The sequence below is a fragment of the Streptomyces sp. NPDC038707 genome (assembly GCF_040636485.1).
Lineage (GTDB): Bacteria > Actinomycetota > Actinomycetes > Streptomycetales > Streptomycetaceae > Streptomyces.
The window spans coordinates 257,313-283,413 of sequence record NZ_JBEZUP010000005.1; the positions used below are offsets into that span (position 1 = coordinate 257,313).

Here is a 26,101-nt window from a genome sequence, read left to right on the forward strand (position 1 = left end):
CCGCCCCGGCCGCCCACCGGAGTTCGCCCCATCACTGAACGCCAAGCGGAACCACCGGGCCCGGGCCGCCGAGCCGGACGGTCCCCGCCCGGCGCCGCCGGGGCGGGAGGCACCCCGTACGGACTGCGCCCGGTGCCGCGAGACGGAAAGCCCCCGGCCGGACAGCGGCCGCCCCACCCCGGCCCGCGCCCCTCACCCGGCCCGCAGCACCTCGTGGTACCAGGCCCGTGCCTGGTGGAAGCCGGCCGGGAAGGGAGTCGCGGGTGACTGGCGCAGGTCGGTCCAGAGCGGGGTGCCGTCGAAGACGTGGTCGGTCGTCAGCATGTCCAGCGCGGACGGCGGCTGACCGCGCTCCGCCAGGATGGCGCGGGCCCGTTCCGCGCCGAGCCGGCCGTGCGGCCAGGCGAGGGAGGCGCACTCGGCGACGGTGCGCAGCAGCGTGGACACCGCGACCGGCTCTGGGTGCGCGGCGTGGTAGACGGAGGCGCCCAGCGCGCGGGCCGGGGCGAGGGCGGCGCCGACCAGCAGCCGGGCCAGGTCGGTGACGGCGATCACCGAGGTGCGGGCCGGCCAGCCGTCCACGGTGCCCGGCAGCGCGCGCAGGATCCGGGCCAGGCCCGGCCCCACCCACTTGTCACCGGCCCCGTAGACGAGATGGGGGCGCAGGACGATGCCGCCGGCCTCCAGGACGGCGTCCTCGGCCGCGGCCCGGGTCCGGGAGGTGGGCGAGGCCGGGCGGCGCACGAGGTCCTCCGGGCGGCTGCCGCGGAAGGTCCCCCGGCCGTAGACGGACGCGGTGCTGAGCTGGACGACGCGCCGGACGCCGGCCCGCCGGGCCTCGGCGACCAGTGCCGCCGTACCGCGGGCGTTGACCGCCTCGTTGGTCCCGGGGTCGCCGCCGATCTGCGCGGCGCAGTGGATGAGGACGTCGGCGCCGTCGCAGATCCCGCGCAGGCTGCCGGGGTCCGCCAGGTCGGCGTGCACGACCTCGCCGGCGGGCCCGTGGGGGTCGCGCCGGTGCCGCACGAGCCGGAGCCGGGCCCGGTGCCGGCGGGCCTCGCGGGTGACGTGGCCGCCCACGAAGCCGGCCGCTCCGGTGATCAGGATGGTGGGGGGCATGTGGGTCTCCTGGCGGCGGCCGGCTCAGCGGGCGCCGGGCCGCAGCGTGACATCGGCGGTGAAGACGGTCCGCCGCTGCTGGGTGCCGGTCACCCGTACCGGCATGTCACCGTCCGCGCCGGCCGGCTCGGGCCGGGCCTCGATCCAGCAGGGGAGGTCCAGTTCGGCGTAGCGCTCGAACGTGCCGCGCACCCCGAGGACCAGCGCGTCGGGCAGGCCGGTGGCGGCGTGCGCGGCCTGCCGGGCGGCCTCCAGCAGGACCATGCCGGGCACGTGGTCGACGGGATGGTCGAAGTAGGTCGGGTGCGCGGTGTCGACCCGCAGTTCCCAGCGGTGCCGGACGCCCGGCTCGGGCTCGGCGAGGACGACGTGCCGCGCGCTGGTGCGGCCCACTTCGCGCGGGGCGACGGCCGGCGGTGTCGCGCGCCGCGCGAGCGGGGTCCGCTCACCGCGCAACCGCCGGTAGACGGCGGGGCTGACGCACTGGAACGCCGCCGTGGCGGTGCCCAGCGGGCGGCCGTCGCGCAGCACGGTCACGTCGTACCGCATCGCCGCGAGCCTGCCGTCGCGGTACACGGTGTCGCGGCAGACGGTGCGCAGTTCGGTCTCGGTGGGCGTGGGCCCGGCGGCGAACAGGGCGGGTTCGGCGGCGGCCGATAGGCGGGACATGACGAACTGGTGGCCGAAGGGCACGCCGAACTCGGCGTGGGCGAGCAGGGAGCCGATCTGGCGGACCGATTCAAGGAGCAGCATCGGGTCCTGGTAGCCGTCCTCGCGGGCGAAGAGCGCGTGGCTGCGGGGCCACTGGGCGGTGACGGTGAAGGCGGGTTCCCCGGAGCCGGCCCCGCCGTCGGCTCTCCAACCGGTCAGGAACACCTCCGACACCGCGGCCCGGTGCACGTACTCGCGGGGAACCGTGGTGGTCAGCTGAGGGGGGCGGAGGTCTGGACGGGGGCGACCGACGACGTACGGCATGAACAGCACTCCTGTCAGTTCCTGGGCAGGGGGAGCCGGCCGTACGCCGGCTTGCTTCCCCCGCGGCCGACGCGTTGCGACTCATAAGATACAGACATGTCAGTTCGGAATTTCAAGTGGCCGTTTACTTTTCCTTTGCGCCCGGCCCTCGCCGGCGACACGGAACGCCCACCCGGATACATAAATCGGCTTTTGCCCGTCTCGCCGCTTTGTTCCGGACGCAATCATGCAACTGTGCACGATTAACGCCGCGTTGACGTCCTGGAATGATTCATTCCGACCTTTTTCTTCGGCCTCGCAACTGATACCCAGTCACCTGAACCCCCGCGCGCGATAGGGGAATCGGCGATCCTTCCCGGGCGCTTTGAGTCATGGAACGGCAAGCTCCAGTCAAAAGGCTGTCGTTGACAATCAGACAAGTCTGTTTGGTACCTTCGCAGTCGTGAGCGTTCAGCACAGGATGCTGACGGGGGATGCGTCTCAGGAGGGGCGGATGAATCGGCACACCGTGGATGCCCGCAAACCGACAGCGCAGCGCTACCACCGGCACTCCTCCCCCACGCTCCCGCCCCAGCGGCTGACCACCGCGCCGGGCGGCGAGTGGGAGGGGTCCCTGAACGTCCTCGTGGTGGAGAGCGACACGCGGGCCGCCGACACCCTGATGAAAGGCCTGGCCCGGCAGGGCTACACGACCCACGCCTCGTCCACCGGGGCCCAGGCGCTGCGGGCCCACCACGAGGCGGACCTGATCCTGCTCGACCTGGACCTGCCGGACCTGGACGGACTGGAGGTGTGCCGCGGCATCCGGGCCGTCAGCGACACCCCGATCATCGTCGTCACCGGCCGCGACTCCGAACTCGACCGGGTGCTCGGCCTCCAGGCGGGCTCCGACGACTACCTGGTCAAGCCCTACGGCTTCCGGGAACTGCTGGCCCGGATCGAGGCGGTGATGCGCCGGGTGCGGCTGCGCTCGGCGAACCGGTCCCGGGTGATCACCCACGGGCCGCTGCGCATCGACGCCGAGGCTCGGGTGGCGACCCTGGACGGCAAGCCGCTGGACCTGACCCGCAAGGAGTTCGACCTGCTGTACCTGCTGGCCTCACAGGCCGGCACCGTCATCCCCCGGCGCCAGATCATGGCCCAGGTGTGGGACGACGCCTGGTCCCCGCACGGCCGCACCATCGACACCCATGTCAGCACGCTGCGCGGCAAGCTGGGCTCCAGCCAGTGGATCACGACCGTCCGGGGGGTCGGCTTCCGGCTCGGGGCGCCCGTGACCCCGTGACGCTCCCGTGCGCCTCCCGCCGGTCCGGGCACATGTCCTGGCCACCGACCACGTCTGGGCTCGATACTGTACAGACAAGTCTGTTGGTCAGGTGCGAGGATCAGGGAATGGCCCAGCAGGAACGCGGTAAGAAGTCCAGGCGCTCGATCCTCGAAGCGGCTGCCCGTGTCTTCGACGAACGGGGGTACGACGCCGCGAGCACCAACGAGATCCTCGCGCGCACGGGACTGACCCGCGGCTCGATGTACCACCACTTCCGCTCCAAGGAGGCCATCGCGCTGGCCCTGCTGGAGGCGCACGCCGAGGCGCTGGAGGTCAGGGAGCACCCGGTGAAGGTCCAGTCCGTCATCGACCTGACCCTGGCCTTCGCCGCCCGCCTCCAGCACGACCCGGTGCTGCGGGCCAGCCTGCGGCTGACCATCGAGCAGACGTCCCTGGACTGCCCGCCGCGCACGGCGTACGAGCAGTCCAGCCGGACCATCCTGGACCTGCTGGGCCAGGCGGAGGCCCAGGGCGAGATCCTGCCGGGCACCGATCTGCGGGAGGCCACCGCGACCATCGTCGGCTCGTTCACCGGTCTGCAGATCATGTCCCAGGCCTACAGCGGGCGGGAGGACCTGCCGCAGCGGATCACCGGGTTCTGGCGCTTCCTGCTGCCCGGACTGGTCACCCCTGGTCTGATCGGCCGGCTCCGCGTCACTCCGCCGCCAGTGCCCGTGGCGGGCTGACCCGCTCACCGGGTCCCGCCGCCGGCTCCCGGCGCGGGCGGGAGCCCGGATCCGGACGCCGGCACGCACTCCTTCTCCCTACAGCCGGGCACCGGCGCCTGGACGGGTGCCGGCGCCTGAACCGGTTCCGGTGCCTGGACGGACGGCGGCGGGAACACCGGGCGCAGCAGCTGCCACAGGCGCCGCACCGTCCCGGCCTCCCACCAGCGGGGGTCGGCGTGGCCCAGGGCCTCGACGCCGACGGTCAGCACCAGCGCCAGATCCGCGAGGTCCCGCCCCCGCGGACCGGAGCCCGGCGGGCCCGCCACCCGCTCACGCACCAGCGCCAGCAGTTCGTCGCGCAGCCGCGGCGGGCCGGCCGGACCGTCGGCCGCCAGCCGCATACCGGCCCGGACGATCTTCTCCTCGCGCAGCGCCCGGCCGAAAAGCACGAGGAAGCGCTCCAGCCCGTTCCCGTCCGCCACCGCGAAGGCCTCCGCGAGCAGCGCGAGCAGCCGCGCCCGTGCCTCCTCGCGCACCGCGTCGGTGAGCGCGCCGATGGACGGGAAGTGGTGATAGAGGGCGCCCCGGCTCACCCCCGCCCGGTGGCAGATGTTGACCAGGCCGGCGTCGGCCGGCCGGCCGTCCGCGATCAGCTCGGCCGTGGCCTCGACCAGCGCCTGACGGGTCCGCTCGGCTCGTGACTGCATCAGGCTGCACCTGCCTTCTCCGCCTGTTCCTGTTCTCCCGGTCCCGGGGCCCAAAGCATACAAGCTTGCCTGTTTTATAGGAGGCATCACACGCGAATGGCATGCACGGATTTCCGCCACTCTTCGAGACAAGGAACAAAACACCTCGTAATAGCCCAGGAGACTTGCCGAGTTAACCAAACCAGCTTGTTTGTTAAACATCGATCGCGCCACTCATGGCTTCCGCCGGGCGGATCGCCGTGGAGAAGCGGATGCGCCCGACGGACAGGCGGCCACTGCCCGGATGTCCGAAAAGCGGCTCCAGCGAGGCCCGGGCGGATCGCATTCCGCGGCCTCGCCGAAAACCGCCGGTGCTGCCCGGCACCGCCCGGATCCGGCGGTTCCGCGGCCCCACGGACCCCAGGCGCCACAAGGCCCGCCCCACGTACCACACAGCGCCGCGCACGCTCCGGCAGGCGCGCGCCGGGATCACCCGATCGGGCTAGCGAAGCGGGTTGACTCGGTCGGCGGGGGCGGCGGTAGAGTCGAGGTCACAGCCCGATGACAACGATGTCGCGCGGCTCGGCGACCGGGCCGGCCACGCGCCCCGACTCCCCCTCTCCGGGCAGGTACCCCTACCCCCCTCGCCTGCCCGGCTCGCGGACCCGGTGCACTCGGCCACCGGGTCCGCCCAGAGCAGGAACGCGGCCCCGGCGGCCGACGCGTGAGCGGTACGGCGAAGGGCCGCGCCCCCGGATGCCGGGGACGCGGCCCTTAGCCGCTGTGTCGCCGTACCGCGCCGCCGCTTACTTGCGGATCAGGTTGCGCAGCACGTACTGCATGATGCCGCCGTTGCGGTAGTAGTCGGCCTCACCGGGGGTGTCGATGCGGACGACCGCGTCGAACTCGACACCGGTGTCGGTGGTGACCTTCACCGTGCGCGGGGTGCGGCCCTCGTTCAGCTCGGTCACGCCGGAGACGGAGAAGGTCTCCTCGCCGGTCAGGCCGAGGGACTCGGCGGTGGCACCCTCCGGGAACTGCAGCGGCAGGACGCCCATGCCGATGAGGTTCGAGCGGTGGATGCGCTCGTAGGACTCGGCGATGACGGCCTTCACGCCGAGCAGCGCGGTGCCCTTGGCCGCCCAGTCGCGGGACGAACCGGAACCGTACTCCTTGCCGGCCAGGACGACCAGCGGGATGCCGGCGGCCTGGTAGTTCTGCGAGGCGTCGTAGATGAAGGAGACCGGGCCGCCGTCCTGCGTGAAGTCGCGGGTGTAGCCGCCCTCGGTGCCCGGCGCGATCTGGTTGCGCAGGCGGATGTTGGCGAACGTACCTCGGATCATGACCTCGTGGTTGCCTCGGCGGGAGCCGTAGGAGTTGAAGTCACGCCGCTCGACGCCGTGCTCGGTGAGGTACTTGCCGGCGGGGGTGTCGGCCTTGATGGCACCGGCCGGGGAGATGTGGTCGGTGGTGACCGAGTCGCCCAGCTTGGCCAGGACGCGGGCGCCGGCGATGTCCTCGACCGGGGCGGGGTCCATGGTCATGCCCTCGAAGTACGGGGGCTTGCGGACGTAGGTGGACTCCGCGTCCCACTCGAAGGTGTCGCCGGTCGGGATCGGCAGCGACTGCCACTGGGCGTCGCCGGCGAAGACGTCGCTGTAGGACTTGGAGAACATGTCCTCGCCGATGGCGCCCGCGACGACGTCGTTCACCTCGGCCTCGGAGGGCCAGATGTCCTTCAGGTAGACCGGGTTGCCGTCCTGGTCGGTGCCGAGGGCCTCGCGGGTGATGTCCAGCTTCATGGAGCCGGCGATGGAGTAGGCGACGACCAGCGGCGGGGACGCCAGGTAGTTCATCTTGACGTCGGGGTTGATCCGGCCCTCGAAGTTGCGGTTGCCGGACAGGACCGAGGTGACGGCCAGGTCGTGGTCGTTGACGGCCTTGGAGACCTCCTCCGGCAGCGGGCCGGAGTTGCCGATGCAGGTGGTGCAGCCGTAGCCGACCAGGTTGAAGCCGAGCTTGTCGAGGTACGGCGTGAGGCCGGCCTTGTCGAAGTAGTCGGTGACGACCTTGGAGCCGGGGGCCAGGGTGGACTTCACCCACGGCTTGCGGGTCAGGCCCTTCTCGACCGCCTTCTTGGCCACCAGGGCGGCGGCGACCATGACGTACGGGTTCGAGGTGTTGGTGCAGGAGGTGATGGCCGCGACCGTCACCGCGCCGTGGTCCAGCTCGTAGTCGGTGCCGTCGGGGGCCGTCACCCGCACCGGGTTGGACGGGACGGCACCGGTGCCCTGGCCGTGCTGCGGGGCGCCCGCGCCGTTGTCCTGGTGGCCGTAGGCCGGGGCGTCGGAGGCCGGGAAGGACTCGGCGCTGGCCTCGTCCACCGGGGAGGCGGCGGCGTCCGCGGTCTGCGCGACCGGCGCCTCGACGTAGTTGAGGACGTCCTTGGCGAACTGCTGGGCGGCCTCGGCGAGGACGATGCGGTCCTGCGGGCGCTTCGGGCCGGCGATGGAGGGGACGACCGTGGAGAGGTCCAGCTCCAGCTTCTCGGAGAAGTCCGGCTCGGCGGCCGGGTCCAGCCAGAGGCCCTGCTCCTTGGCGTACGCCTCGACCAGGGCGACCTGCTGCTCGGAACGGCCGGTCAGGCGCAGGTAGCTGAGGGTCTCGTCGTCGATCGGGAAGATGGCGGCGGTGGAGCCGAACTCCGGCGACATGTTGCCGATGGTGGCGCGGTTGGCCAGGGAGGTGGCGGCCACACCCTCGCCGTAGAACTCCACGAACTTGCCGACCACACCGTGCTTGCGGAGCATCTCGGTGATGGTGAGCACGAGGTCGGTGGCGGTGGTGCCGGGGCTCAGCTCACCGGTCAGCTTGAAGCCGACGACGCGCGGGATGAGCATGGAGACCGGCTGGCCGAGCATGGCGGCCTCGGCCTCGATGCCGCCGACGCCCCAGCCGAGGACGCCGAGGCCGTTGACCATGGTGGTGTGCGAGTCGGTGCCGACCAGGGTGTCGGGGTAGGCCTTGCCGTCGCGGACCATGACGACACGGGCCAGGTGCTCGATGTTCACCTGGTGGACGATGCCGGTGCCGGGCGGGACGACCTTGAACTCGTCGAAGGCGGTCTGGCCCCAGCGCAGGAACTGGTAGCGCTCCTTGTTGCGGCCGTACTCCAGCTCGACGTTCTGCTTGAAGGCGTCGGTGGTGCCGAACTTGTCGGCGATGACGGAGTGGTCGATGACCAGCTCGGCCGGCGCCAGCGGGTTGATCTTCGCCGGGTCGCCGCCCAGCTCCTTCACGGCCTCGCGCATCGTGGCGAGGTCCACGACGCAGGGGACACCGGTGAAGTCCTGCATGATCACGCGGGCCGGCGTGAACTGGATCTCCTGGCTGGGCTGGGCCTGCGAGTCCCAGTTGCCGAGGGCGCGGATGTGGTCGGCGGTGATGTTCGCGCCGTCCTCCGTGCGGAGCAGGTTCTCCAGCAGGACCTTGAGGCTGTACGGCAGCCGGGCCGCGCCCTCCACCTTGTCCAGCCGGAAGATCTCGTACGACTCGCCGCCCACCTGCAGCGTGCTGCGGGCGTCGAAGCTGTTCGCCGACACGACAGTCTCCTTCATTGATGTGCGCGTACCACCGTCAATCGTGCCGCCAGGCCGGCTTGGCCAAGCCAGTGAGGTCAGGCTAAGTTAGGCAAGCCTTACCAGCGCGGCGACCGCGGTGCGCCTCGGCAGATATCTCGATGTCGAGATAACACTAGTACATGGGCGCGGCCTGGTCATGTCCGCACGCCTCCGATCCCCCGCGTCGAACGCCGAGCGGCCGCTCGGCCCCGGCTCTTCCGGACAGCCGGCAGCGCCTCCGCACACCGTGCGGGCTGCGGACCCGGGAGCGGCCGGCGGACCGGTGCCGGAGGGCCGGGCGGTGACGAGGGCGGTCCGGCCGGGGCGTGTCACCGGCTCGGTGGGGCACTGCTGTCGGTGTGCCGGCGGAGGAGTACGCAGGCGGCCTGGATGAACTCTCCGGTGGCGGGGGCGCTGGAGCTGATGAGCGTGATGAGGACGGTGACGGTGACGTCCCGGCGGGGGGAAGGCGGTGCGGCCGCGTGTGCCGCCGCTGCGGGAATGCCAGGGGCGCCCCCGCACGGCGCGTCGCGTCCAGGCAGGGGGTTCGCCGTCCGGTCCGGTCCGGAGCACGGCGCGCAGGCCGGCGGCCACGGATGCGGGAGCGGCGGTGGAGGGGTCCGGCAGCCGACGCGGGTGGTGAACGAGGGTGCGTTCAAGCTGGCCGGTGCGGCGGGCCTCCTCCTCGGCCTCCAGAACGCCGCGCTGCGCCCGCTCGGCGCCACGGCGGCCGGCGGGCGGTCTCGACCTGCTCCACCTGGGCGCGCTCGGCTTCCATGTGCGCGCCCGCGTGCTCCGCGATCCGGCGTTTCCCCTCGCGGACCGGGCGCCCGGGAGCGGGGCCGCTCACGCGGGCCGAGTGTGCTCCTCGCGCGCTGAGGCGCGCCGCCGTCAGGAGGGCACGGTCAGGCGCCCGGCGGCCGAAGGCACCGGATCGACGCCCTCGCCCGGGCGAGCCGTGCCAGGTGCCCCCGGCACGGCTCGCGGTGCGTCGCGGCCGCCCGGACCGCTCCCGGCCGGCCGCGACGCGTCCGGTCAGGCGGAGGCGCGCTCCACCGGGATCCAGAGCGTGGCGTCCGCCTGTGCCTGGTCCCGTACGGGGCCGACCCGGAGTATCTCGGGGCCCGGCCTGCTCCGGTACGGATTGGACGGGAACCACTGCGTGAACACGTCCCGCCACAGGTGCTGGAGGGTCTCGGGGAAGGGGCCGGAGCTCTCGAAGACGGCCCACGTGCCCGCCGGAACCGCGAGGACGTCCATGTCCTCGGGGGCTTCGGCACTCGTCACCACCGCGTGGTAGTAGTCGAGTTCGGTGCCCTCGGCCCGGCTCGGGTCGAGCTGGTCGCTCACCCCGACGATCCCCTCCGGCTCCTGGTCGGACAGTGCCGCGATCCGCCCGAGCGTCTCCGGGCCGATCCCCCGGACGAACCCGGCGATCGCCTGGTTGACCCCCTCGTGGACGAGCGGGACGCGGGCCTTCCTGCCGACCACGCGGAAGGCGTCCTTCTCCACGATCCTGTATCGCATGCTGCTGCTCCCTTCGACGATGAGACGGAAGGACATCCGGGGCTGGGAGCGCAGAGCCGCACCGGTCCGCCGCGCCTCGCCCGGCCCCACGCCGTGGACGGCGCGGAACGCGCGGGCGAAGGCCTCCCCCGAGCCGTAGCCGTAGCGGGTCGCGACGTCCATCAGCGTCCGCTCGCCGGCGAGCACCTCGGCACCCGCCACGGTCAGCCGTCTGCGGCGGATGTACTCCGACAGCGGCACCCCCGCCAGCGCGGAGAACAGCCGGCGGAAGTGGTACTCCGACGTCACCGCGATACGCGCCAGCTCGGCCACCTCGATCGGCTGGTCGAGATGCGACTCGATGTGCTCCATGGCCTGGTTGAGCCTCTCCAGCACCCCGGCCTCCTTCCCTTTGCTCTCTCACGTTAGGAAGGCACCACCCTGCCGGACCCGACATCCTGTGCCCGGCCCGGTCGGGTGCCGGAGCCGGTCGCCCCGGCACGTTGCGCCAACCGGCTGACAGATGGTCATGTCATCACCCGAACGGACCCCCCTGGCGAGCGCCATCTCATATCTGAGATAGCCTCAAGGTCATGTCAGACGACTACCTCGTACGCATCGGCAAGCTCATCCGTGACGCCCGGCAGCACCGGGGCTGGACTCAGACGCAGCTCGCGGAGGCGCTCGGCACCAGCCAGAGCGCGGTCAACCGCATCGAGCGCGGCAACCAGAACATCAGCCTTGAGATGATCGCCCGAATCGGTGAAGCCCTGGACAGCGAGATCGTGTCCCTGGGCTATGCGGGTCCGATGCATCTGCGCGTGGTCGGCGGCCGCCGTCTGTCCGGTGCCATCGACGTCAAGACCAGCAAGAACGCGTGCGTGGCCCTGCTGTGCGCCACGCTGCTGAACAAGGGGCGCACGGTGCTGCGCCGGGTGGCGCGCATCGAGGAGGTGTACCGCCTGCTGGAGGTACTGAACTCCATCGGCGTGCGCACCCGCTGGATCAACGACGGCGTCGACCTGGAGATCGTCCCGCCCGCCGAGCTGGAGATGGCGGCCATCGACGCGGAGGCCGCCGTGCGCACCCGCTCGATCATCATGTTCTTCGGCCCGCTGCTGCACCGCATGGACCGCTTCAAGCTGCCGTACGCCGGCGGCTGCGACCTGGGCACCCGGACCATCGAGCCGCACATGATCGCCCTGCGCCGGTTCGGTCTGGACATCGCGGCCACCGAGGGCCAGTACCACGCCCAGGTGGACCGCTCGGTCCGCCCGGACCGGCCGATCGTGCTGACCGAGCGCGGCGACACCGTGACCGAGAACGCGCTGCTGGCCGCGGCCCGCCACGACGGCGTCACGGTCATCCGCAACGCCTCCTCCAACTACATGGTCCAGGACCTGTGTTTCTTCCTGGAGGCCCTGGGCGTCAAGGTGGAGGGCATCGGCACCACCACGCTCACCGTGCACGGCGTGCCGAACATCGACGTCGACGTCGACTACTCCCCCTCCGAGGACCCGGTCGAGGCGATGAGCCTGCTGGCCGCCGCCGTGGTCACCGAGTCGGAGCTGACGGTGCGCCGGGTCCCGATCGAGTTCCTGGAGATCGAGCTGGCGGTCCTGGAGGAGATGGGCCTCGACCACGACCGCAGCCCCGAGTACTGCGCGGACAACGGCCGTACGCGCCTGGTCGACCTCACGGTCCGCCCCTCCAAGCTGGAGGCGCCGATCGACAAGATCCACCCCATGCCGTTCCCCGGCCTGAACATCGACAACGTCCCGTTCTTCGCGGCCATCGCGGCCACCGCGCAGGGCAAGACCCTCATCCACGACTGGGTCTACGACAACCGCGCCATCTACCTGACCGACCTCAACCGCCTCGGCGGCCGGCTCCAGCTGCTGGACCCGCACCGGGTGCTGGTCGAGGGCCCGACCCGCTGGCGCGCGGCCGAGATGATGTGCCCGCCGGCCCTGCGCCCCGCGGTGGTCGTCCTGCTGGCGATGATGGCGGCGGAGGGCACGTCCGTACTCCGCAACGTCTACGTCATCAACCGCGGCTACGAGGACCTGGCGGAACGCCTGAACTCGATCGGGGCGCAGATCGAGATCTTCCGCGACATCTGATGACCGATGCCGCCGCGCCCCTGCCCTCCTGCTGCTTGGCGGGTCAGGCAAGGGGGCGGCGGCCTCTCCGGGGCTCGGGTCGGTCCGTTCAGACGAAGCGGTAGGACTTGAAGACGAAGGTGACGGTGCTGCCGGGAGAGACCGGGTTGGCGAGGAGCGCACAACTGGTGTCGGTGTAGAGCACCGCGGTGGCGTTCGTCTGGTTGCTCACGCTGGTGCCGAGCACGGACACGAGTTTGCAGGTGCCGAGTTCGGGGTTCACGACCTGCTGGTTACCGCCGAGCAGGTCGGTGTAGTAGAAGGTGCCGGTGGCGTGGCCCGTGGTGGCGAGTGCCTGTCCGGTGAGGAACGACATGGCGGCCACGGAGGCCGCAGCCGTTATCGCTATGCGACGGCTGTATCTCATGAGAGGTGCCTTCTCTCTGGTGGGTGCGTGGATGGCCTCGCGTTGATGGCTGACAGCCTCCGCCCTACACCCGTCGCTCACCATGGCCCGGGTAGGCCAGTGCTCACACCCCACCCGGCTGTGCACACGCCGAGTGCGCGACACACACCCGGGTGACGGCGGCTCCGGTGGCCGCGTCGAATGATCACCTGAAGGTTCCCTGTCCTGTCGCTGGGCGAGGGCTGGGCCGGCGGCGGAAAGGTGAGGTGATCGGCGCGCCACCGATGTCGATCTGTCGCAGATCCGGCAGGGTGCCGGGGCCGCTCGCGCCAGGCGCGCCGACTCCGGCCGGTTCCTCGCGAACAACCCGGCGCTTTCGCCTCGGACTTGTTCAGTCCGGGGCGATGGGGCCGCGGTAGCGAAGGGTCTGGCTGTAGACGACGCTCGTGGTGGTGCTGCCGAAGCCGGCGAGTTCGTCCATGAGGGTCTCCAGGTGTTCCATGGAGGTCGCGGCCACCTTCAGGGTGTAGCAGTCGTCTCCGGTGGTGCGCAGGCACTCCAGGATCTCGCGGCGTTCGGCGAGGAGGCGGCGCAGCGGTTCGTGGCGGTTGCCCGGATATTTGAGGCGGACGACCGCGAGGACGGGGTAGCCGACCCTGGCCAGGTCGATCTCGGCGCGGTAGCCCGTGATGACGCCCGCGGCCTCCAGGTTGCGGACGCGTTCGGTGGTGGCCGACGGGCTGAGGTTCACGCGGCGGCCCAGCTCGCTGAGGGAGACGCGGGCCTCCCGTTGCAGCTGTTCGATGATCGCCCAGTCGACGTGGTCAAGATTCCCGGCCATGCGGCGAAAGTACCAGCAGAATCACGGAGAGACGGCGGTTACGCAGGGAGGTTCCCGTTCCGCGCGCCATGATCACCGGCATAGTCTCGGGGCATGCAACTCGGCGTCAACGTACCGAACTTCGGCCCGGGGACCGATCCCGGCATCCTGCGTGAATGGGCGCGGCTCGCGGAGGGTCTCGGCCTCGGCGTCCTCATGGTGTCGGACCATGTGGCGGTCACCCCGGACGTGGCCGAGCGCTACCCGGAGCCGTTCCACGAGCCGTTCACCACCCTGTCGTGGCTGGCCGGTCTCACCACCACGGTGCGGCTGGGCACGACCGTGCTCGTCCTGCCGTACCGGCATCCCCTGTTGGTGGCCCGCATGGCTGCCAGCCTCCACCGGCTGAGCGGCGGCCGCTTCGTCCTCGGGGTGGGCGTCGGCTGGGCCCGGCAGGAATTCGAGGCGCTGGGCGTGCCGTTCACCGCGCGCGGCCGGCTGACGGACGACTGTCTCGCCGTCCTCCGGCAGGCCAGGAAGGCGGGGGGCGAGGAGAGCGACGTCCCGGTCTGGGTCGGCGGCCACAGCGAGGCGGCCCTGCGGCGCGCCGTGCGGTTCGGTGACGCCTGGCACCCGCTGCGGCTCTCCCTCCCCCACATGCGCGCGGTCCTGCGACGGCACGCGCTGCCGGGGTTCGCGCCCCGCATCGCCCTGCGTGTCACCGACGCACCGGTCGACGCCGCCGACCGGCTCGCCGGCGTCGGCACCGTCGAACAGATCCTCGACGATCTCGACCAGTTGCGCCTGCTGGGCGCGGACACCGTCGTACTCGACCCCTATCACGGAGACCCGGAAGAGACCCGTCGGCCCGACGCGGCATGGCGGGCACTCACCCTCGTGGCCACCCACTGGAGCACTCGATCATGATCACTTCGGCCGACGAGGCCCTGCTGCGGCGCGCCATCGGCATCGCCGCCCACGCGGTCACCCTGGGCGACGCGCCGTACGGTTCCCTGCTGGCCGGACCGGACGGCACCGTGCTCGCGGAAGCCCACAACACGGTCCGGCGGGACAACGACATCACGGCCCATCCGGAACTGAAGCTCGCCCGCTGGGCGGCCCGCGAACTCGACCCGGACACGGCTGCCCGTACCACGATGTACACCAGCTGCCAGCCGTGCGGCATGTGCCACGGCGGTATCGTCCGCTCCGGCATCGGCCGGGTCGTCCACGCGCTGTCGACCGAGCAACTCGTCGCGCTCAATCCGTCGTCGGGCGCCTGGCCTACGGTGCCGCAGGACGGTCCGGCCCTCCACGACGAGGCGTGCGTCCCCGTGGCGGCCTACTATCGGCCCACGCGATGACCACGACCGGCAGTCCGTCCGGCATCCGAAGTCGCAGCGGCTCACCGCGCCGGCTGGTCTCTTCCGCGACACGCGGCATCTGACCCACCGTCTCCGCCGCACCCCGCCCGGCCCGTGATGCGGCGGACCGGGGGCGGGTGCGGCGGAGTCGTGCGGTGCCTGGGCCCGGCGGACGGGCCGGTGGCTCAGGGGTGGGCGGGGGTCAGGGTCAGAACGTGACGTCCGAGCAGGCGTAGAACGCGTTGCCCGTGTCGGCGATCGTCCATACGCCGAGGATGACGTGGTGGCCGCTCAGCCCGGTCGGCAGGGTGCCGCTGTGGCTGAGGGTGGCCGGCGGCTGCTTGCCGCCGTAGGGGACCGTCAGGAACGGGGTCGTGTTCAGGTCGGCCCGCGTCAGGGCGTGGCCCTGGTTCCAGCCCTGCTTGGTGACGTAGTACCGGAAGTCGGTCGTCGCGTGCCGGGCCTCGAACTGCCAGCGGAAGGTGTAGCTCTGGCCACCGGTGACCTTGGTGGTGGGCCACTCGGTGCCCCGGGGGGTGCGGGCGCCGTCGAGCTGGCCGAACCGGGTCTCGCCGCCGGAGCAGAGCTGTCCGTCCGCCGGGCCGGCGGCCGGGAAGCCCTTGGGGCCCTCGACGCTCTGCGGCTCCCACTGGATCTCGCCGCAGCCCCGCACCGTGCCGTCGGCGCAGAGCAGTTGCCTGCTGATGGGGAGGTCGGTGTAGCCGTGACCGCTCGCGCCCCCGGTGGACAGGGTGAGCGCTCCGGCGGTGGTGAGGCCTAATACGGCCGCGTACAGCTTGGCCTTGGTGCGCATGTAGCCGCTCCTCGGAACGTGTGGGGAGTGGGATGAACCGAACCGAGCCTTGGTCTAGACCAACCCCAGGCTAGGGCGGCCGCTTGAACATGTCCATACCAATGCGCCGCCCCTTGTCTCGGACGTCGTCCGCCCCCCGCGCCCGCCCCCGCCAGGACGCCGCGGCACGCCGCGACAACTGAACTCCAGCTAAACTTAACCGGTTTCGCTCAGATGGTTGTCACTCTCAATGTCTCGTTCTAGCCTCTCTTCCAGCCGCCGACGAAGGCATTTCACGCCACTCCTTTTCCGGCGGGTCAGCCATGAATGCCCTTCCTCGCAGCGGAATTCCGGACCGGATCGCGCACGTCCTCGCGCACCGGCCGCACGCGCCACCACTTGGGGAGCAGAGATGAGAATGAGACTGGCCACCGCGGCGGGAGCGCTGCTGGCCTTCGCCGCCTCGCTACTGGCCGCACCGTCCTCGGCGCACGCACAGGCACAGGAACAGGCGGCCCCGGGGTTCCATGTCGCCGACGGGCGGCTGCTGGACGCGGGCGGCGCCGACTTCGTCCTGCGGGGCGTCAACCACGCGCACACCTGGTACCCCACCAGGACCGCGCAGGCACTGAAGGACATCAAGGCCCTCGGCGCCAACTCGGTGCGCGTGGTGCTCGCCACCGGCGACCGCTGGACCCGGAACGACACCGCGGACGTCGCCGCCGTCGTCGCCCAGTGCAAGCAGAACCGGCTCGTGTGCGTCCTGGAGGCCCACGACACCACCGGCTACGGCGAACAGGCCGGGGCCGCCACCCTCGCCCGCGCCGTCGACTACTGGACCGGCGTCAAGGACGCGGTACAGGGCCAGGAGAAATACGTCATCCTGAACATCGGGAACGAGCCCTACGGCAATTCCGGCTATGCGGCGTGGACGTCCGACACCGCGAACGCCGTGGCCCGGATGCGGGCGGCCGGATTCCGGCACACCCTCATGGTGGACGCCCCGAACTGGGGCCAGGACTGGTCCTACACCATGCGCGATCACGCCGCGGAGGTATTCGCCGCGGACCCCCAGCGCAACACCGTGTTCTCGATCCACATGTACGGCGTGTTCAACACCGCCGACAAGGTCAGCAGCTACCTTGACCGGTTCATCGCCCAGCGTCTCCCCATTGTCGTCGGGGAATTCGGCGACATGCACTCGGACGGCGATCCGGACGAGGACGCCATCATGTCCACCGCGCGCCGGCTGGGTGTGGGGTACCTCGGCTGGTCCTGGAGCGGCAACGGGGGCGGTGTCGAGTACCTGGACATGGCCACCGGGTTCGACGCGACGCGCCTGACCGCCTGGGGGCGGCGCCTGTTCTCCGGCGCCGACGGCATCCAGCAGACGGCCAAGGAGTCCGGGGTCTTCGGTGACGGCGGCGGCACCCCCGCGCCCACGAGCTGCTCGGTCGACTACCGCCTCAGCGACTGGGGCACCTCGTTCAACGCGGACGTCACCATCCGCAACACCGGTACGACGGCCGTCAAGGGCTGGCAGCTCGCCTTCGCCTTCCCCGGGGACCAGAGGCTCGGCTCGGTCTGGAACGCCAAGGCCGTGCAGCAGGGCAAGGAAGTGCGGGCCACCAACGAGTCCTGGACGGAGACCATCCCGGCCGGCGGCTCCGTGAGCTTCGGCTTCAACGGCTCGTCCGGCACCGCCAACGGCGTCCCGGCCGCGTTCAGCCTCAACGGCGGCACCTGCGCGAAGGGCTAGTCACCGGTCGGTGCACGTAAGGGCCGCGTCCCCGGCGGACGCGGCCCTTACGTGCGTGCTGCGGGCGCCGGCCTAGACCGCCGGCGCGGGCGCGGTCGAACCGCGCGGGGTCAGCGACGGCGTCGGCGCCTGACGACCGCCGGTGTGCGTGCCGTTGACCACCTCGAACAGGACGTGCGCCACCTCGGCGCCGAAGTGGTGCACGTCGTGGCTCATCGCCGACAGGGTCGGGTGGGTGATCCGGCACAGCTGGGAGTCGTCCCAGGCGAGCAGCGAGAGGTCGTCGGGGACGGTGAAGCCCATCTCGGCCGCGACGCCCGCCCCGGCGACCGCCATGATGTCGTTGTCGTAGACGATCGCGGTCGGCCGGTCCGCGGCGAGCAGCAGGGTGCGGGTGGCCCGGGCGCCCTCCTTTTCGTCGAAGCCGGTGGCGATCTGCCGCGCCTCCTCCAGGCCCAGCTCCCGGGTCGTGTCGGCGAAGGCGCGGGCCCGGATGACGCTGTGTCCCAGGTCGGCCGGGCCGCCGACCCGGGCGATGCGCCGGTGGCCCAGGGCCGCCAGATAGCGGACGGCCTCGGCGACCGCCGACGCGTCGTCCGTCCACACCGCCGGGAACGTGCCGGTCAGGCAGGGGTGGCCGACGGCGACCGCGGGCATGCCCAGCCCCTGGAGGGCGGGCACCCGGGGATCGTCCTCGCGGAAGTCCACCAGGATCGCGCCCGCGATCATCCGGCCGCGCCACCACTCCTTGTAGAGCGCGATCTCCTCGTCCAGGTCCCGCACCAGCCGCAGCAGCAGGGAGCAGGAACGCTCCGCCAGGACGCTCTCGATGCCCGAGATGAAGTCCATGTAGAACGGCTCCAGGCCGAGCAGCCGGGCGGGCCGGCACAGGGCCAGCCCGACGATGTCGACCCGCTGGCTGGACAGGCTGCGCGCGGTGGCGCTGGGGGCCCAGCCCAGTTCCCGGGCCACCGCGAAGATCCGTTCCCGGGTGGCCTCGGAGACGCCGGGCTTGTGGTTGAAGGCGAGCGAGACCGCTCCCTTGGACACCCCGGCCCGCGCCGCGACGTCCTTGATGGTGACGCGATCCCCGGTACCGCTCACCCGAGGTCCACACAGAACAGGGCGGCCTTGACGGCGTCCACGGTGACCGGCCCGCAGCCCTCGACCCGGATACGGGTGCGCTCACCGGGCAGGAGGGTCTGCCGGCCGCGGTCGCAGACGGCGGCCGGACCCAGCCGGTCGGGCTGGAGCAGAAGGTCTCTGACGAGGGTCTGGGCGCTCACCACGACATCGACTCTATCCCCCGGTCCGGGTACGGGCTCCAGGCTGACGTCGTACCGGGGGCCGGGGTAGGCGAACTCCTTGTCGGGGACGGGGAACCACAGCGCGCGCAGCCCGTCCGCGCTGTCGGCCCCGTCCGGGCCGAGGGCGTCCTCCACGTCCGCGACCAGGAACTCCTTCCCCGTCCGCGGGTCCGGTACGAGGTGCTCGGGGACCGGGATCCGGGCGACGGAACGGGGCCCCGCGACCGGCTCCACCACGGCCTCGGCGAGCGTGCTGCCGTCGGCGTCCAGTCGCCGCAGGGTCACCGCCGGATGCCAGGGGGTGGCGGCCTGGTTGACCGCGGCGAGGACCAGACCGGCGGGGTCCGGTTGCAGGGTGAGCAGCCGGTCGGCGTAGACGCGGCGCAGCTCGTGGTAGAGCGGCTTGGGGCGGCCGTCGCCGTCGATGGCGGCCCAGGAGGTGACGGGCCAGCAGTCGTTGAGCTGCCAGACGACCGTGCCCGCGCACACCGGCCAGTGCGAGCGCCAGTGCTCGATGCCGGCCGCGACGGCGCGGGCCTGCACGAGCTGGGTCAGGTAGTGCCAGCGGTCGAAGTCGCCCTCGGGCAGCGGGAAGTGGCGGGCGACGCCGCGGTTCAGCTTGCCGTTGCCGTCCTCGGCCTTCTGGTGGTGCAGCATCCCCGGGGAGTCGGGCGCGAGGGGTTCGCCGGGCAGCGCGTGGCGCAGGGTGGCCAGGGCCGGCGGTGCCTGCCAGCCGAACTCGGCGACGAAGCGCGGCACGCTCGCCCGGTACTCGGCGTAGTCCTGGCGGTTCCACACCTCCCAGGAGTGGTGGGTGCCGTGGGCGGGGTCGTTCGGGTGATGGTCCCAGGAGCCGGACCAGGGACTGCCCGCGGTGTAGGGGCGGGTGGGGTCGAGTTCGGCGACGACCCGGGGCAGCAGGCCCAGGTAGTAGCCCTCGCCCCAGGAGTCCCCGGCGAGCGGGCCCTCCCAGTCCCAGTCGCGGAAGCCCCACAGGTTCTCGTTGTTGCCGTTCCACAGCACCAGGGAGGGGTGCGGCATCAGCCGGACAACGTTGTCGCGCGCCTCGGCCTCGATCTCCCCGCGCAGCGGCTGCTCCTCCGGGTAGGCGGCGCAGGCGAACAGGAAGTCCTGCCAGACCATCAGGCCCAGTTCGTCGCAGGTGTCGTAGAACGCGTGGTCCTCGTAGATGCCGCCGCCCCAGATCCGGACCAGGTCGACCCCGGCGTCCGCGGCCTGGGCGAGGCGGGTGCGGTAGCGCTCGGGGGTGATCCGGGAGGGGAAGGCGTCGTCGGGGATCCAGTTGACGCCTCGTGCGAAGATCCGTACGCCGTTGACGACGAGGGTGAAGCCGGTGCCGTGCGCGTCGGCGGAGCGGTCCAGCTCTACGGTGCGGAAGCCGATCCGGCGGTGCCAGGTGTCGAGCGGGCCGCTGTCGTCGCCGAGGGTGATGTCGAGGTCGTACAGGGGCTGTTCGCCGTATCCGCGCGGCCACCACAGGCGCGGGCCGGGGACCTCCAGCACGAGGACCGCCTCGTCGCCGGTCAGTTCGGCCTCGGTCCGCACGCCCGCCGTCTCTGCCGTGACCCGCAGCCGCCGGTCCCGCCCCCGCTCGGTCCGCTCCACGCGCAGCCGCACCTCGACGCGGCCGGTGCCCTCGGCCACGGTGACCTGGGGGCGCACCTCGGCGAGGCGGGCGGTGGACCAGTGCTCCAGCCGGACCGGCCGCCAGATGCCCGCGGTCACCAGGGTGGGCCCCCAGTCCCAGCCGAAGCTGCACGCCATCTTCCGGATGTACTGGAAGGGTTCGGGATAGACGTTGGGCCGCTCGCCCGTCACCGCGCGGACGGCCGCCGCCTCGTCGTAGGCGGAGGCGAAGCGGACCTCCAGGTCGCCGGTGCGTCCGGTGACGTCGAAGCGGTAGGTGCGGTGCATGTTGCGGGTAGTGCCGAGGGGGCGGCCCGCGAGGGTGAGGTACGCGGCCGTGTCGAGGCCGTCGAAGACGAGGTCGGTGCGCTCGTGGGCGCTGTCGTGGTCGAGCCGGCGGACATAGGTCCAGGCGCGGCGCCCCACCCAGGCGACGTCCGTCTCGTTGCGCGCGACGAAGGGGTCCGGGATGACCCCGGCGGCCAGCAGGTCGGTGTGCACGCACCCGGGCACCCGGGCCGCCAGCAACTCCTCCCCGTGGCGCAGGCTCCAGCCCCCGGTGAGCTGGGTGACGTCCTTCATGGTGCGGCTCCAATCGCCTGACTCAGGCCGGTCGACGGACAACGGCGCACAACCTAACGTGCTGATCGCAAGCTGTCCATAAACCGGTCTAGTTACGCCACCGTAATGAGTGCGAAGTGAACCCGCACGTCAGCAACGCGCGGCGCTCCCGACGGTAACGATTGCGCATCGCGCTGGAAATTACAGCTTTACCGGTTCACACCCGGCTGACATAGTGCCGACATCCCACTCGCAGAGCTGAGCCGCAATCCTGGAGGAGCTGGGCACATGGGGAAGAACACGACGTTCGCGGGGCGTCGGTGGCGCGGGGGGCTGCTGGCCGCCGCGGTGCTGACCGTCGCGGGATGCAGCGGCGGGGGCACGGTCTCCGGTGAGACGGCGAAGGCACCTGCCGACCCGGCCGACGCCTCGGGCACGATCAAGGTCCTCACCCACCGCACCGACCTCGTCCAGAACGGGACGATGGCCCGGTACGCCGAGGAGTTCAACAAGGTCTACCCCAAGGTGAAGGTGAAGTTCGAGGCCCTCACCGACTACGAGGGGGAGGTCAAGATCCGGATGAACACCGACGACTACGGTGACGTCCTGATGATCCCGGCCGCCGTGGCCAAGAACGACTACCCGAAGTTCTTCGCCCCGCTGGGCACCGCCGCCGAACTGGGCGGCACCTACCGGTTCAGCGACAAGACCGAGGTGGGCGGGAAGGTCTACGGCATCGCCCAGTTCGGCACGGCCAACGGCTTCGTCTACAACAAGCCCGTCTGGAAGAAGGCCGGCATCACCGCCTGGCCCACCACCCCGGAGCAGTTCCTGGCCGACCTGAAGGCCGTCAAGGCGAAGACGGACGCCCTGCCGTACTACACCAACTTCAAGGACGGCTGGCCGCTGACCGCCTGGAGCAACGACATCGGCTCCGTCACCTGCGACGCCAAGGCCGGCGACAAGCTCGCCGGCGCCGTCTCCCCCTGGCGGAAGGGCGGCGAACTGCGCACGATCGACTCCCTGCTCCACGACATCGTCAAGGGCGGGCTGTCGGAGAAGGACCCCAGCACCACCAACTGGGAGGCGTCCAAGGGCCTGATCGCGCGGGGCAAGGTCGCCACCATGCAGCTCGGCTCCTGGGCCATCACGCAGATGCGCGACGCGGCCGAGAAGGCGGGCACCGACCCGGACGACATCGGCTTCATGCCGTTCCCCGTGCGCAAGGACGGCAAGTACTGCGCCGTCGTCGCCTCGGACTACCAGCAGGCCGTCAACGCCCACTCCTCGCACAAGGCGGCGGCGCGGGCCTGGATCGACTGGTTCACCCAGAAGTCGGGCTACTCGGCCAAGGAGGGCGCCGTCCCCACCCTGAAGTCCGCCGCCATGCCCGCCACGTTGAAGGACTTCGTTGACAACGATGTCAGCTTCGTGGAGCGTTCCGAGGCGAAGACCGGCGAGGTCAACGCGATCGACAACGCGGCCGAGATCGGTCTGAACAAGCCCGACTACCGCCAGAAGCTGATCGACCTCGCGCGCGGCGCCCAGCACGGCAGCCTCGACGGCTACTTCGCGGAGCTGGACAAGCGGTGGAACGAGGCGGCGCGCACCGCCGGTTCCTGACCGGCACCGGGCCCCGCCGCCCGTACGCGCCCCGCGCCGGGGCCCGCCGCCCGTGAGCGCGCCGGACCCGGCCGGACGTACCGGCACCGCGCCGGACCCGGCCGGACGCACAGGACCCGCGCCGGCCGTAACCGGTGCCGGTGCCGAACCGGACCTGACGCCGGTGCCGGTCGCGTCCGCGCCGGGCGGGGCCCGCCGCCGTATCACCCGCGAAGACGGAAGGCCGAGATGACCGAGACGACCCGTACGGCACCCGCCAAGGTGCCCCGCCCCGCCGCAGCACCCGGCCGCGCGCCCGCCCCGCACGGCGCCGGCCGCGGCGGCCGCCTGCTGCGCCGCCTGACCCCCTGGCTGTTCCTGGCCGTCCCCCTGGCCCTGCTGGTCACGTTCACCTACGTGCCCGTGGGCAACATGATCTACTACAGCTTCACCGACTGGGACGGCGTCAGTCCCGACCGCCACTTCACCGGCGTCGACAACTATGAGCAGATCTTCACCCGGCCCGAGCTGTTCCGGGTGTTCTTCGTCAGCTTCTACTACCTCGCCGCCTCGGCCGTGCAGATCGTGATCGCCCTGTACTTCGCGACCGTGCTCAGCTTCGACCTGAGGTTCCGCAACCTGTTCAAGGGGATCCTGTTCTTCCCCTACCTGATCAACGGCGTGGCCATCGGCTTCGTCTTCCTGTACTTCTTCCAGGACGGCGGCACGCTCGACTCGGTGCTGTCCTGGTTCGGCGCCGGCTCCGACCACGCCTGGCTCGGCGATCCCGAGTCGGCCAACACCTCCCTGGCCGGGGTGTCCGTCTGGCGGTTCACCGGCCTGAACTTCGTGCTGTTCCTCGGCGCGATCCAGTCGATCCCGGCGGAGCTGTACGAGGCCGCCCAGCTCGACGGGGCCTCGCGCTGGCAGCAGTTCCGGCACATCATCGCCCCGAGCATCCGGCCGGTGGTGAGCCTGAGCGTCATCCTGGCCGTCTCCGGCTCGCTGTCGGTGTTCGAGATCCCCTACATCATGACCGGCGGCGCGACCGGCACGACGACGTTCGTCATCCAGACGGTCAAGCTCGCCTTCCAGTTCAACAAGACGGGCCTGGCCTCGGCCGCCGCCGTCGTCCTGCTCCTGATCATCCTGCTGATCACCTGGATCCAGCGCCGCCTCGTGCCCGACGAGAAGGTGGACCTCGTATGACCACGCCCCTGCCCGCCCGCCGCCGGATCGGCCCCGCGCTGACCTATCTGTCGCTGATCGTCGCCTCACTGGTGGTGCTCGTCCCGCTGGCCGTCGTCTTCCTGACCTCCCTGAAGACCTCCGAGGAGGTCGCGGACGGCGGTGCGCTGTCGCTGCCGGGCGACTGGCTGAACTTCGGCAACTACGTGACGGCGTTCCGCGACGGCAAGATGCTGACCGCCTTCGTCAACACCGGCGTCATCCTGCTGTTCTCCATCACCGGCACGGTGCTCATCGGGTCGATGACCGCGTACGCCATCGACCGCTTCCACTTCCGGCTGAAGAAGCCCGTGATGGCGCTGTTCCTGATCGCCACCCTGGTGCCCGGGGTCACCACCCAGGTCGCGACCTTCCAAGTGGTCAACAGCTTCGGGCTGTTCAACACCATCTGGGCGCCCATCCTGCTCTACATGGGCACGGACATCGTGTCGGTCTACATCTTCCTGCAGTTCATCCGCGGCATCCCGGTGTCGCTGGACGAGGCCGCCCGCCTGGACGGGGCCAACTCCCTCACCATCTACTGGAAGATCATCCTGCCCCTGCTGAAACCGGCCGTCGCCACGGTCGTCATCATCAAGGGGATCACCGTGTACAACGACTTCTACATCCCCTTCCTCTACATGCCGTCCGAGGACCTCGGCACCATCTCCACCGCCCTGTTCCGCTTCAAGGGCCCGTTCGGGGCGCACTGGGAGAACATCTCGGCCGGCACGATCCTCGTCATCGTGCCCACCCTCGCCGTCTTCCTCTTCCTCCAGCGCTACATCTACAACGGCTTCGCCCAGGGCGCGACGAAGTGACCCGCAAACGTCCAGGAGGTACGTCGTACGGATGCGTCCCCGGGGGACGTGGACGAGGTCGACGGCCGGCACGGTCGGTGCCGTGCCCAGGCCGATGCGGCGGGCGTGGGCGGGTCCGCCGGCATCCGGGGCCGCCGCCGGCCGGGCGAGGCCGGAGCAGGCCGGCAGCCCGCCCGTGGTCGTCAGGAGCCACACGTCGGTCTCCGGCCCGAAGACCCGCTCGAAGCTGCCCAGGCGCACCAGCGGCCACAGCCCGCCCACCACGTTGAAGGCGCCGTGCGCCACCGCCAGGCCGCGCCCGGCCTCCTGGTCCCGTGTCCCGTCCGCGCTGCCTGCCTCCGCGGGGCCTGCCGGGATCCCGGCGGGCGTTCCTCATCCGGTCGCGAGCCGCACCGTCGTGGTGATCCGGGTGAGCGACGGCCGCCGGGGCACCGAACCGAAACCGAAGCGGACGGGCGGCTCGACCGGGGCCGGGGCGCCGAGGTCGACGCCGTCCAGGGAGGCGGTCACGGCGCGGACCGCGCGCAGGTCCCGGGCGCCGTACCACTCGCGGCGGCCCGCCCCGGCGCTGCCGCGGGTGCGGACGCCGGGCATCAGCAGCCGGGCCGGCCGGTCGGTGAGCGCGCTCCACGCCGGGCGGCGGGCGAGCGCGCCGGGCACGGCCCGCAGCAGCAGGCCCAGCGGCCGGCGCCGTCCGGTGACGAAGCGCAGCCGGAGCGGACCCGCGGTGACGGTCCAGGTGCCGTCCGCCACGCCGACCCGCACCGGTACGACCCGTACGGTGTCGAAGACGTAGGTTCCGGCGATGAAGTCCGCGGCCTGCCGGGTGGGTGCGAGCAGCAGCCGTTCGCCGTCGGGGTGCTCCAGCATCACGTCGCTGAACGGGCCGAACGGCGACCGCTGCCAGTGGCCGAGCACGATCCGCGTGCCGGAGGCCGTGCCCAGGCCCGCGATCCAGCCCTCGGAGCGCAGCGTCCGGCGGCGCACGGCCCGGCTCATCCGGGGACTCCCCCGGCGCGTCCGGGCTCAGGACGCCCGCGAGCAGGGCACCGGGACACCCATCCGCACATGCCTGACTCCGTCCGAGAAGTGCACGACGGGCTCGCCGGCGGGGGCCGGCAGACCCGCCTCGGTGGTCACGTTCTCCTCCAGTTCCTCGACGGTGGCGGTGGCCAGCGGCCAGGGTTCGTGCTCCACCGGCGTCTCCCAGAGCAGGCCGGCCCGGCGGGTGTACGCCCGCCAGCGCGAGGTCAGCCAGACGTCCCGCTCGGTGGGCCGCTCGATCGGGTCGCCGGGGCGGACGGCCAGCCGGTAGGAGGCGCGGCCCGGCCGGCTGCGGCCCGCGTAGCGGACGGTCCGCCCGTTGCGGGTGACCCGGAGGGCGCCCGGGCGGTACGGCGCGCCGTACGCCCGCGCCCCCAGCATGAGCGGGCAGGCGACCTCCAGGGAGAGGAACCACAGCCCGTCCCGGCCGTTCGGGTGCCGGACGTAGGTCCGCAGGTTGGTCTCCGCGAAGGCCGGGAGCCCGGGTGCCCGGGCCGGTACGCCGGCCGGGCGGACGCCGGCCATCACGAACGGGGTGAACCCGACCCAGGCGCTGCCCTCGTACTCCTCCACCACCAGGGGTTCGGGCACCAGCGCCCGCACCGCCTCCACCGGGTACGCCCAGTGGACGAACGTCTGCGTCATCCAGCCCGCCCGCAGCGCCGGCAGCCGCACCCGCTGTTCCGCCCCGTACGCCACCACGGGGCCCGGGTGCCCCCGCGCACGCGGCGGAAACGAGGCGCGGAC

Annotated in this window: 21 protein-coding genes; 9 read left to right on the top strand and 12 right to left on the bottom strand. The window is 71.6% G+C overall.

Going from position 1 to position 26,101, the window contains the following annotated elements:
- Positions 1 to 192: 192 nt before the first annotated feature.
- A complete protein-coding gene (locus AB0E62_RS09945) occupies positions 193 to 1,119 on the bottom strand; it encodes an NAD-dependent epimerase/dehydratase family protein (RefSeq protein ID WP_362190563.1) in 927 nt (308 codons plus the stop codon).
- Positions 1,120 to 1,143: 24 nt separating this feature from the next.
- Entirely contained in the window at positions 1,144 to 2,094 is a 951-nt protein-coding gene (locus tag AB0E62_RS09950; protein WP_362190565.1) for a ScbA/BarX family gamma-butyrolactone biosynthesis protein, read from the bottom strand.
- Positions 2,095 to 2,587: 493 nt separating this feature from the next.
- On the opposite strand from AB0E62_RS09950, the gene AB0E62_RS09955 reads away from it, so the two are divergent.
- The gene (locus AB0E62_RS09955; RefSeq protein WP_362190567.1) at positions 2,588 to 3,379 is read left to right on the top strand and encodes a response regulator transcription factor; all 792 of its coding nucleotides are present in this window, start codon (positions 2,588 to 2,590) and stop codon (positions 3,377 to 3,379) included.
- A 107-nt stretch (positions 3,380 to 3,486) separates the two neighbouring features.
- Positions 3,487 to 4,107: a ScbR family autoregulator-binding transcription factor gene (locus AB0E62_RS09960; RefSeq protein ID WP_362190568.1), complete on the top strand. Its 621-nt coding sequence runs from the start codon at positions 3,487 to 3,489 to the stop codon at positions 4,105 to 4,107.
- A 5-nt stretch (positions 4,108 to 4,112) separates the two neighbouring features.
- Here AB0E62_RS09960 and AB0E62_RS09965 read toward each other — a convergent pair whose 3' ends face one another.
- The 3 genes from AB0E62_RS09965 to AB0E62_RS09975 all read right to left on the bottom strand — a co-directional run bounded on the left by AB0E62_RS09965 (position 4,113) and on the right by AB0E62_RS09975 (position 10,297).
- Positions 4,113 to 4,796, bottom strand: a complete 684-nt coding sequence (locus AB0E62_RS09965; RefSeq protein ID WP_362190570.1) for a TetR/AcrR family transcriptional regulator — start codon at positions 4,794 to 4,796, stop codon at positions 4,113 to 4,115.
- Between the two features lie 785 nt (positions 4,797 to 5,581).
- A complete protein-coding gene (locus AB0E62_RS09970) occupies positions 5,582 to 8,377 on the bottom strand; it encodes an aconitate hydratase (RefSeq protein WP_362190572.1) in 2,796 nt (931 codons plus the stop codon).
- Positions 8,378 to 9,430: 1,053 nt separating this feature from the next.
- Entirely contained in the window at positions 9,431 to 10,297 is an 867-nt protein-coding gene (locus AB0E62_RS09975; protein WP_362190574.1) for an AraC family transcriptional regulator, read from the bottom strand.
- A gap of 197 nt (positions 10,298 to 10,494) precedes the next feature.
- Between AB0E62_RS09975 and AB0E62_RS09980 the strand changes: the two genes are divergently transcribed.
- Positions 10,495 to 12,024 (top strand): UDP-N-acetylglucosamine 1-carboxyvinyltransferase, encoded by a 1,530-nt coding sequence (locus tag AB0E62_RS09980; RefSeq protein ID WP_362190576.1) that lies wholly within the window; start codon positions 10,495 to 10,497, stop codon positions 12,022 to 12,024.
- An 88-nt stretch (positions 12,025 to 12,112) separates the two neighbouring features.
- Here the strand turns inward: AB0E62_RS09980 and AB0E62_RS09985 are convergent, their stop codons facing one another.
- Positions 12,113 to 12,430, bottom strand: a complete 318-nt coding sequence (locus AB0E62_RS09985; RefSeq protein WP_362190578.1) for a hypothetical protein — start codon at positions 12,428 to 12,430, stop codon at positions 12,113 to 12,115.
- 370 nt (positions 12,431 to 12,800) lie between these two features.
- The gene (locus AB0E62_RS09990; RefSeq protein ID WP_362190580.1) at positions 12,801 to 13,250 is read right to left on the bottom strand and encodes an Lrp/AsnC family transcriptional regulator; all 450 of its coding nucleotides are present in this window, start codon (positions 13,248 to 13,250) and stop codon (positions 12,801 to 12,803) included.
- A 93-nt stretch (positions 13,251 to 13,343) separates the two neighbouring features.
- Here AB0E62_RS09990 and AB0E62_RS09995 point away from each other — a divergent pair, with 93 nt between their 5' ends.
- Entirely contained in the window at positions 13,344 to 14,156 is an 813-nt protein-coding gene (locus AB0E62_RS09995) for an LLM class flavin-dependent oxidoreductase (protein WP_362190582.1), read from the top strand.
- Positions 14,153 to 14,593 carry a nucleoside deaminase gene (locus AB0E62_RS10000; protein WP_362190584.1) on the top strand — a complete coding sequence of 147 codons (441 nt, stop codon included), beginning with the start codon at positions 14,153 to 14,155 and terminating at the stop codon, positions 14,591 to 14,593. Before AB0E62_RS09995 ends, AB0E62_RS10000 begins: the two co-directional genes overlap by 4 nt.
- A 208-nt stretch (positions 14,594 to 14,801) precedes the next feature.
- Here AB0E62_RS10000 and AB0E62_RS10005 read toward each other — a convergent pair whose 3' ends face one another.
- On the bottom strand, positions 14,802 to 15,407 hold the full coding sequence (locus AB0E62_RS10005; protein WP_362190586.1) for a lytic polysaccharide monooxygenase: 606 nt from the start codon (positions 15,405 to 15,407) through the stop codon (positions 14,802 to 14,804).
- Positions 15,408 to 15,798: 391 nt separating this feature from the next.
- Here AB0E62_RS10005 and AB0E62_RS10010 point away from each other — a divergent pair, with 391 nt between their 5' ends.
- Entirely contained in the window at positions 15,799 to 17,145 is a 1,347-nt protein-coding gene (locus AB0E62_RS10010) for a cellulase family glycosylhydrolase (protein ID WP_362190588.1), read from the top strand.
- Between the two features lie 72 nt (positions 17,146 to 17,217).
- Here AB0E62_RS10010 and AB0E62_RS10015 read toward each other — a convergent pair whose 3' ends face one another.
- Both AB0E62_RS10015 and AB0E62_RS10020 read right to left on the bottom strand, forming a co-directional pair.
- The gene (locus AB0E62_RS10015; RefSeq protein ID WP_362190590.1) at positions 17,218 to 18,249 is read right to left on the bottom strand and encodes a LacI family DNA-binding transcriptional regulator; all 1,032 of its coding nucleotides are present in this window, start codon (positions 18,247 to 18,249) and stop codon (positions 17,218 to 17,220) included.
- Positions 18,246 to 20,681 carry a glycoside hydrolase family 2 protein gene (locus AB0E62_RS10020; protein ID WP_362190592.1) on the bottom strand — a complete coding sequence of 812 codons (2,436 nt, stop codon included), beginning with the start codon at positions 20,679 to 20,681 and terminating at the stop codon, positions 18,246 to 18,248. Before AB0E62_RS10020 ends, AB0E62_RS10015 begins: the two co-directional genes overlap by 4 nt.
- A gap of 267 nt (positions 20,682 to 20,948) precedes the next feature.
- On the opposite strand from AB0E62_RS10020, the gene AB0E62_RS10025 reads away from it, so the two are divergent.
- The 3 genes from AB0E62_RS10025 (at position 20,949) to AB0E62_RS10035 (ending at position 24,310) form a co-directional block, all read left to right on the top strand.
- Positions 20,949 to 22,283 (top strand): ABC transporter substrate-binding protein, encoded by a 1,335-nt coding sequence (locus AB0E62_RS10025; protein WP_362190594.1) that lies wholly within the window; start codon positions 20,949 to 20,951, stop codon positions 22,281 to 22,283.
- A gap of 228 nt (positions 22,284 to 22,511) precedes the next feature.
- On the top strand, positions 22,512 to 23,471 hold the full coding sequence (locus AB0E62_RS10030; RefSeq protein ID WP_362190596.1) for a sugar ABC transporter permease: 960 nt from the start codon (positions 22,512 to 22,514) through the stop codon (positions 23,469 to 23,471).
- On the top strand, positions 23,468 to 24,310 hold the full coding sequence (locus AB0E62_RS10035) for a carbohydrate ABC transporter permease (RefSeq protein ID WP_362190598.1): 843 nt from the start codon (positions 23,468 to 23,470) through the stop codon (positions 24,308 to 24,310). Before AB0E62_RS10030 ends, AB0E62_RS10035 begins: the two co-directional genes overlap by 4 nt.
- A gap of 372 nt (positions 24,311 to 24,682) precedes the next feature.
- On the opposite strand, the gene AB0E62_RS10040 is transcribed toward AB0E62_RS10035, so the two are convergent.
- Together AB0E62_RS10040 and AB0E62_RS10045 are read right to left on the bottom strand one after the other, a co-directional pair.
- The gene (locus AB0E62_RS10040) at positions 24,683 to 25,309 is read right to left on the bottom strand and encodes a hypothetical protein (protein ID WP_362190600.1); all 627 of its coding nucleotides are present in this window, start codon (positions 25,307 to 25,309) and stop codon (positions 24,683 to 24,685) included.
- 27 nt (positions 25,310 to 25,336) lie between these two features.
- Positions 25,337 to 26,056, bottom strand: coding sequence for a DUF2071 domain-containing protein (locus tag AB0E62_RS10045; RefSeq protein ID WP_362190602.1), 720 nt, complete (start codon positions 26,054 to 26,056; stop codon positions 25,337 to 25,339).
- Between the last annotated feature and the right edge of the window lie 45 nt (positions 26,057 to 26,101).